Source organism: Arthrobacter sp. UYEF20, from assembly GCF_040546335.1.
Classification (GTDB): Bacteria; Actinomycetota; Actinomycetes; order Actinomycetales; family Micrococcaceae; genus Arthrobacter.
This window is the reverse complement of sequence record NZ_JBEPNP010000010.1, coordinates 169788-176343: the sequence shown is the minus strand read 5'-3', so window position 1 is coordinate 176343 and position 6556 is coordinate 169788. Positions and strand designations below refer to the sequence as shown.

Below are 6556 nucleotides of genomic sequence, written 5' to 3'. Positions count from 1 at the left end.
GCGGAGCAGCGCCGGCTGGCCCAGGAACTGCTGGCCGGCGGCGAGGCCGCCGTCGAGGTCCCCGAGACGTTCGTCGAGGACGTCCGGCAGGCGCTGTATGCCTCGAAGCTGGTCTCCTACGCGCAGGGACTGGACATGCTCACCTCCGCGGCGAAGGAATACGGCTGGGACCTGAAGCTGGACGAGATCGCCTCGCTGTGGCGCGGCGGCTGCATCATCCGCGCGGAGCTGCTCAAGGAGATCACCAAGGCGTACGCCGCGGCGGAGAAGCCGGCCAACCTGCTCTTCGCGCCGGCCTTCACCAAGGCCATTGCCGAGGTCCTGCCGGCCTGGCGCCGCGTGGTGTCCACCGCGGTCCAGCTGGGCATCCCGGTGCCGGTGTTCTCCTCCTCGCTGGCCTACTACGACGGCCTGCGCCGCAAGCGCCTCCCGGCCGCCCTGATCCAGGGCCAGCGCGACCTCTTCGGCGCCCACACCTACGGCCGCGTCGACGCCGACGGCACGTTCCACACCCTCTGGGGCGAGGACAAGTCCGAGACCGAGGCCGTGGACACCCACTAGTCCCAGCCACTGTCTGACCGCCGGCCGGCGCTTCCCGATACCCTGGGGGCGCCGGCCGTTCGTGTGTCAGGCCGCACCCTTTCCATGGAGTAAAGCCCCCAAGGAGTCCAGCTCATGCAGCCCGTAGCGTTTGTCACCGGTGCCTCCACCGGGATCGGCTTTGAAACTGCCAGGAAGCTCGCGGCGGCCGGGTTCACGGTCTATGCCGGGGCCCGCCGGGTGGAGAAGATGGAGCCGCTGAAGGCCCACGGCGTCAACGTCGTGGCGCTGGACGTGACGGACGAGGCATCCATGGGCGCCGCCGTCGGAGGGGTGATGGCCGCGCACGGCCGGATCGACGTCCTGGTCAACAACGCCGGCTACGGCTCCTACGGCTCGCTCGAGGAGGTGCAGCCGGCCGAAGGCAGGCGGCAGTTCGACGTCAACGTGTTCGGCCTCGCCCGGATGACGCAGCTGGTGATTCCGGCCATGCGGGCCGCGCGGCGGGGGAGGATCATCAACGTGTCCTCCATGGGCGGGAAGATGTATGAGCCGCTCGGCGCCTGGTACCACGCCACGAAGTTCGCCGTGGAGGGCCTCAGCGATTCCCTGCGGATGGAGCTCAAGCCACACGGCATCGGCGTGTCCATCATTGAGCCGGGAGGCACACGGACCGAATGGGGTGCTATTTCCGCGCGGGGCCTGCTGGCCAGCTCCGGGACCGGGCCGTACGCGGCGCAGGCCAAGGTCATGGCGGCGGTGCTGGCCACCACAGAGAAGGCCTCGCTCACCACCAGGCCAGAGGTGGTTGCCGACGCGATCGTCCACGCTGCCACCTCCGCCCGGCCCAAGACCCGGTACCAGGTGGGCGGGAGTGCGCGTGCCCTCCTGCTGCTGCGCCACCTGCTTCCGGACCGGGTGTTCGACCTTGTGCTCTGGAATCTCTACAAGCGGATCGCGGCCTAGCGGCCGAGCCGGGGGCGGTTGGCTTCAGGGCTGGCTGAAAGTGAGCCCGGAACGGGCGTCCCGCAAGGGGCACAAAGGCTAGATGTGGTAATCGATGAGGTATTCGGCCGGGTCGACGGCGGGCTTGGTCTCGCGCTGCGCGTCGCGGTGCCGCCAGGTCGCCGGCACGCCGGTGACGATCGACTCCGCCGGGGCGTCCTTGACCACCACGGCGTTGGCGCCCACGGCGCTGTCCCGGCCGATCGTGATGGGGCCCAGGATCTTGGCCCCGGCACCGATCACCACGCGGTCCTCGATCGTCGGGTGCCTCTTGATCTTGGCCAGCGAGCGTCCGCCGAGCGTGACGCCGTGATAGATCATGACGTCCTCGCCGATCTCGGCCGTTTCGCCGATGACCACGCCCATGCCGTGGTCGATGAAGAAGCGCCGGCCGATCGTGGCGCCCGGGTGGATCTCGATGCCCGTGAGGAACCGGGCCAGCTGGGAAATCAGCCGCGCCGGGAAACGCAGGGCGGGGTTCTGCCACAGCCGGTGCGTCAGGCGGTGGAACCAGATCGCGTGCAGGCCGGAATAGGCAAAGAAGTTCTCAAAGGAACCCCGAGCCGCCGGGTCGTGTGACCGGGCGGCGTCGAGGTCTTCCTTAAGTCTTGCGAAGAAGCTCACAAAGACCTTTCTACAGCGATGGTGGGACAGCGGGCTGGGATTCAGCCGCGGATGTCGTCGTACAGCACGGTGGAGATGTAGCGCTCACCAAAGTCGCAGACCACGGCAACAATGAGTTTACCGGCGTTCTCCGGGCGCTTGGCGAGCTCCAGGGCCGCCCACACGATCGCGCCGGAGGAAATGCCGCCCAGGATGCCTTCCTTGACGCCGAGCTCGCGCGCGACCCGGACGGAATCCTCCAGGGTGGCGTCGATGACCTCGTCGTAGACGTTGGTGTCCAGGATTTCCGGCACGAAGTTGGCGCCGAGGCCCTGGATTTTGTGCGGCCCCGGGGCGCCGCCGTTGAGGATCGCGGAATCCTTGGGCTCGACGGCAATGATCTGCACGCCGGGATTGCGCTCCTTGAGGACCTGCCCGACGCCGGTGATGGTGCCGCCGGTGCCGATGCCGGAGACAAAGATGTCCACCTTGCCGTCGGTGTCGGACCAGATTTCCTCGGCCGTGGTGGTGCGGTGGATCTCCGGGTTGGCCTCGTTGGCGAACTGCTGCGCCCAGACGGAGTTCTCCGTGTTGGCGACAAGCTCCTGGGCCTTCTCCACTGCGCCGCGCATGCCCTCGGAACCGGGGGTCAGCACAATCTCGGCACCGTAGGCGCGGAGCATGACACGGCGCTCCGTGGACATGGTTTCCGGCATGGTCAGGATGACTTTGTAACCGCGGGCCGCGCCCACCATGGCCAGGGCGATGCCGGTGTTGCCGGAGGTGCCCTCCACAATGGTGCCGCCGGCCTTGAGGGCCCCGGACTTCTCCGCGGCGTCGATAATGGCGACGCCGATCCGGTCCTTGACGCTGTTGGCCGGGTTGTAGAACTCCAGCTTGACGGCCACCGTGGCGTCCAGCCCCTCGGTGAGCCGGTTCAGCCGGACCAGCGGGGTGCCGCCAACCAACTGGGTAACATCGTCATAGATCCGTGCCATGGGTATAAGCGCCTGTCTGTTGAAGAGGGAATACTGGGGCCAGCCTAACGAGGGCCGGCAGGGCCTAGCTAAGCATTAAGCCATGCAGAGTAATATTTCCTGGCCTTGGCGAGCTTCGGGTTGATGATCACCCGGCAGTAGCCCTCACCCGGGTACTTGGCGTAGAAGTCCTGGTGCATGGCTTCCGCGACGTGGAACACCGGCAGCCGGCTGACCTCGGTCACGATCGGGTCGGCCCACAGTTGCTGGTTCCGTTCGATCGCCTCCTCGAAAAGGACCTTTTCCTCCGTGGTCTCGTAGAACATCGAGGAGCGGTACTGCGTGCCGACGTCGTAGCCCTGGCGGTTGAGCGTGGTGGGGTCGTGCAGCGCGAAGAACATGTCCAGGATGACTTCCGCCGGGACCACGTCCTCGTCGAATGTCACTGCCACCACCTCCGCATGGCCGGTGGTTCCCGAGCACACAGCGTAGTAGTCGGGGTCACGGACATGGCCTCCGGTGTACCCCGAAACAACAGAGCTGACACCCTTGGTTTTCTGGTAGACGGCGTCGAGGCACCAGAAGCAGCCTCCGCCGAGCACAAAAGTTCTCATGTCCTCTTCAATGGTTGACGAGCCCCGATGATTCCCCAGCCCACCTTACGAGACTGTTACGAGTGCCGGTGGTCCGGGGCGCCGATAGGGTAAAAATGAGGTTATGGAACCTGTAAACGCCGTTGTTTCAGCCGGCTCTTCCGAAGGAAACGACGCTGCCGGCAACACTGATTCACATGCCGGAGGCGGGGCCGGGGAAGCGTCCGGCCCGCCCACGCTGGGCATGATCCTGCTTGCCGTGGAAGAGCTCTGGCCGGAATCGCTGGCCGAGGACTGGGACGAAGTGGGCCTCGTGGCAGGCCATCCTTCGGCTGAGGTGAGCAGGATCCTCTTCGCCGTCGATCCGACCCTCGAGGTGATCGAGGAGTCCATCGAATGGGGCGCGGAGCTGTTGATTACGCACCATCCCCTGCTGCTCAAGGGCGTGACCTCGGTCGCCGCGACCACCGCCAAGGGCCGGGCGGTGCACCGGCTGATCGAGTCCGGAACCGCGCTGCTGACGGTGCACACGAACGGTGATTCCGCCGTCGGTGGGGTCTCCGATGTCCTGGCCGACGCACTCGGCCTGCAAAACGTCGCCCCGCTGACCCCGGCGGCGGATGGCTTGCCCGAAGAAGGGATCGGACGGGTCGGGGACCTCAAGGACGTCCTCACGCTGGGTGACTTCGCCGCCCGCGTCTTCGGCATCCTGCCGGCGGTCGCCGGTGGGGTCCGGGTTTCCGGGAACCGGGACGGACTGATCCGGCGCGTCGCCCTCTGCGGCGGGGCCGGTGACTCCCTGTTCGGTGAGGTGCGGGCCAGCAACGCCGACGTCTACCTGACTGCCGATCTCCGGCATCATCCGGCGTCGGAAGCCCGCGAGGCGGCAGTCAACGACCGGCCCTACCTGATCGACGTTTCGCACTTCGCCAGCGAGTGGCTGTGGCTGCCGGCCGCCGCCGAAGCGCTCGGCAATGTGCTGAACGATCAGGGCCACGACGTCGAGATCCGGGTCAGCACCACCAACAGCGACCCCTGGGACTTCATTCTGACTCCGGGCTAAGCCTGGCGTGCGAGGTCCGTCGCCGGGCCCACACCGGCGAGGGACCCACACCGAGCGCAGCGAGGTTTGGGAGCCGGTGGGGACGTAGCGAGGCTGGGGAGCACGCTAGGCGCTAGAGTCTAGGGAGCGCCGATACGGTGCCCGGCTCCGGCCGGATTGGATTTAGCGGAGGTAAATAGTGGCCAAGGCAGCACCGGCGGAACAGTTGAAGTTGCTCGAATTGCAGGGATTTGACGCCAAGCTCAAGTCCTTGTCCAACCGCCGCCGAAGCCTTGAAAGCGACTCCCGGATCACCGATCTCGAGGCTGCCCTCGGCGTGGCCAACGGTGAACTCGGTGCCGCGAAAGTGGCCGTCCACGACGCCGAACTCGAGCTCAAGCGCTCCGAGGCCGACGTGGAACAGGTTGCCGCCCGGATTGAACGCGACGAGGCGAGGCTCAACAGCGGCACCGGACTGTCCAAGGACCTCGTTGCCCTGCAGCGCGACCTCGTGTCCCTCAACAAGCGCCGCTCCGACCTCGAAGACGTCGAGCTGGAAGTCCTGGAACGCCTGGACTCGCTGCGCCTCCGGCAGGCCACGCAGCAGCAGATCGTCGATGACATCCAGGGGTCCTTCGGCGTCATCCGCGCCGAACTGGACGAGCAGCTGGCCGAGATCGCCGCCGAGGCAACGGTGGTACGCGGCAAGCGCGCCGAGTTCGCCGAAGGACTGGACACCGGGATGCTGGCGATTTACGAGAATACCCTGGCCAAGCGGGGAGTGGGTGCGGCCCGGCTCTTCCACGGCACCTCGGAAGGCTCCGGCATGCACCTCAGCCCGGGCGACCTGGCCGAGATCAAGGCCGCGGCCGAGGACGACATCGTGTTCTGCCCCGATTCCGGCTGCATCCTGGTCCGCTCCGCCGAGTGGGTCTAGCCGCCGCTCTCCGGGCCCCAAGTAGCTCGCATTTGTTGTCGTTTGGAGCGCTCCAAACGACAACTAATGCGAGCTAGTTGGGCTTATGGGGCTAGTTTGGCAGGACGATGTTGAGGGTATGCGGCTTCCGTGCCGTGCCTTCGACGAGTTCCGCGGCCCACTTCTCGGCCGCGGCCTTCTGCAGCTGGGCGGGCGTCCCCGGGGACTTGCCCCGGCGGCTCAGCAGGTGCCGCGCCAGTTCCCCGCGGGTGTGCTTGGCGAAGTGGCTGACCACCTTGCGCACGCCGTTGACCTCGGTGAAGACGTTGACCGCGACGGTCTGCGGCGCCGGGGGAGTCCATGCGGCGGCGTACGTGCTGGAGCGGCAATCCACCAACAGTTCACCTTCCGTTGCGGCCAGCAGTGCCTCGTTGAGCTGCGGTTTCCAGAACGAGGCCAGCCGTCCGACGTCGGGAAGCGCGGTGCCCATCGACAGCCGGTACGCGGGCACCCGGTCGGCGAAGCGGATGGCACCCCAGAGCGCTGAAATGACCAGCACGGACTCGTCCGCCTTGCGGCGCTGCGCCGCGGTCAGGGAGTCATAGCCCAATGCGTCGTACAGCACCCCGGAATAGACCTGGTGTGCCGGCGCCGCCGGTTCGGCATGCAACCGCGTATTGCGTTCGACGTCGGCCCGGAGTGAGGCGCCGACGCCCAGCAGCGCGAGGGCGTCCTCGTGGGCGCTGACCGTGCCGAGGGCTTCGAGGACCTTCGCACGGTAGGTGTTGAGCCCCGGAAAACTCAGGGACGCCCACTCGACGGCGTCGCCGCCCACGGCGGGGGTCTTGCCTTCGGAGGGCGGCAGCAGAATCAGCACCGT

Annotated in this window: 8 protein-coding genes; 4 read left to right on the top strand and 4 right to left on the bottom strand. The window is 67.0% G+C overall.

Features of this window, described 5'->3' with window-relative positions; genetic code table 11:
* Together ABIB26_RS13255 and ABIB26_RS13250 are read left to right on the top strand one after the other, a co-directional pair.
* Positions 1-561: NADP(+)-dependent, decarboxylating phosphogluconate dehydrogenase (locus ABIB26_RS13255; protein ID WP_502913663.1), on the top strand; the 561-nt coding region annotated here is incomplete at its 5' end.
* Between the two features lie 114 nt (positions 562-675).
* On the top strand, positions 676-1506 hold the full coding sequence (locus ABIB26_RS13250; RefSeq protein ID WP_354243717.1) for an oxidoreductase: 831 nt from the start codon (positions 676-678) through the stop codon (positions 1504-1506).
* Positions 1507-1584: 78 nt separating this feature from the next.
* Here the strand turns inward: ABIB26_RS13250 and epsC are convergent, their stop codons facing one another.
* The 3 genes from epsC to msrA form a co-directional block, all read right to left on the bottom strand.
* Positions 1585-2169: a serine O-acetyltransferase EpsC gene (gene epsC / locus ABIB26_RS13245; RefSeq protein WP_229994476.1), complete on the bottom strand. Its 585-nt coding sequence runs from the start codon at positions 2167-2169 to the stop codon at positions 1585-1587.
* Positions 2170-2210: 41 nt separating this feature from the next.
* The gene (gene cysK, locus ABIB26_RS13240; RefSeq protein ID WP_354243713.1) at positions 2211-3146 is read right to left on the bottom strand and encodes a cysteine synthase A; all 936 of its coding nucleotides are present in this window, start codon (positions 3144-3146) and stop codon (positions 2211-2213) included.
* A gap of 68 nt (positions 3147-3214) precedes the next feature.
* Positions 3215-3739, bottom strand: a complete 525-nt coding sequence (gene msrA / locus ABIB26_RS13235) for a peptide-methionine (S)-S-oxide reductase MsrA (RefSeq protein WP_354243710.1) — start codon at positions 3737-3739, stop codon at positions 3215-3217.
* A 103-nt stretch (positions 3740-3842) separates the two neighbouring features.
* Here msrA and ABIB26_RS13230 point away from each other — a divergent pair, with 103 nt between their 5' ends.
* Together ABIB26_RS13230 and ABIB26_RS13225 are read left to right on the top strand one after the other, a co-directional pair.
* On the top strand, positions 3843-4781 hold the full coding sequence (locus tag ABIB26_RS13230; protein ID WP_354243707.1) for a Nif3-like dinuclear metal center hexameric protein: 939 nt from the start codon (positions 3843-3845) through the stop codon (positions 4779-4781).
* 178 nt (positions 4782-4959) lie between these two features.
* Positions 4960-5697 (top strand): zinc ribbon domain-containing protein, encoded by a 738-nt coding sequence (locus tag ABIB26_RS13225; RefSeq protein ID WP_354243704.1) that lies wholly within the window; start codon positions 4960-4962, stop codon positions 5695-5697.
* 91 nt (positions 5698-5788) lie between these two features.
* Here ABIB26_RS13225 and ABIB26_RS13220 read toward each other — a convergent pair whose 3' ends face one another.
* Positions 5789-6553 carry a YaaA family protein gene (locus ABIB26_RS13220; protein ID WP_354243703.1) on the bottom strand — a complete coding sequence of 255 codons (765 nt, stop codon included), beginning with the start codon at positions 6551-6553 and terminating at the stop codon, positions 5789-5791.
* Positions 6554-6556 lie beyond the last annotated feature (3 nt).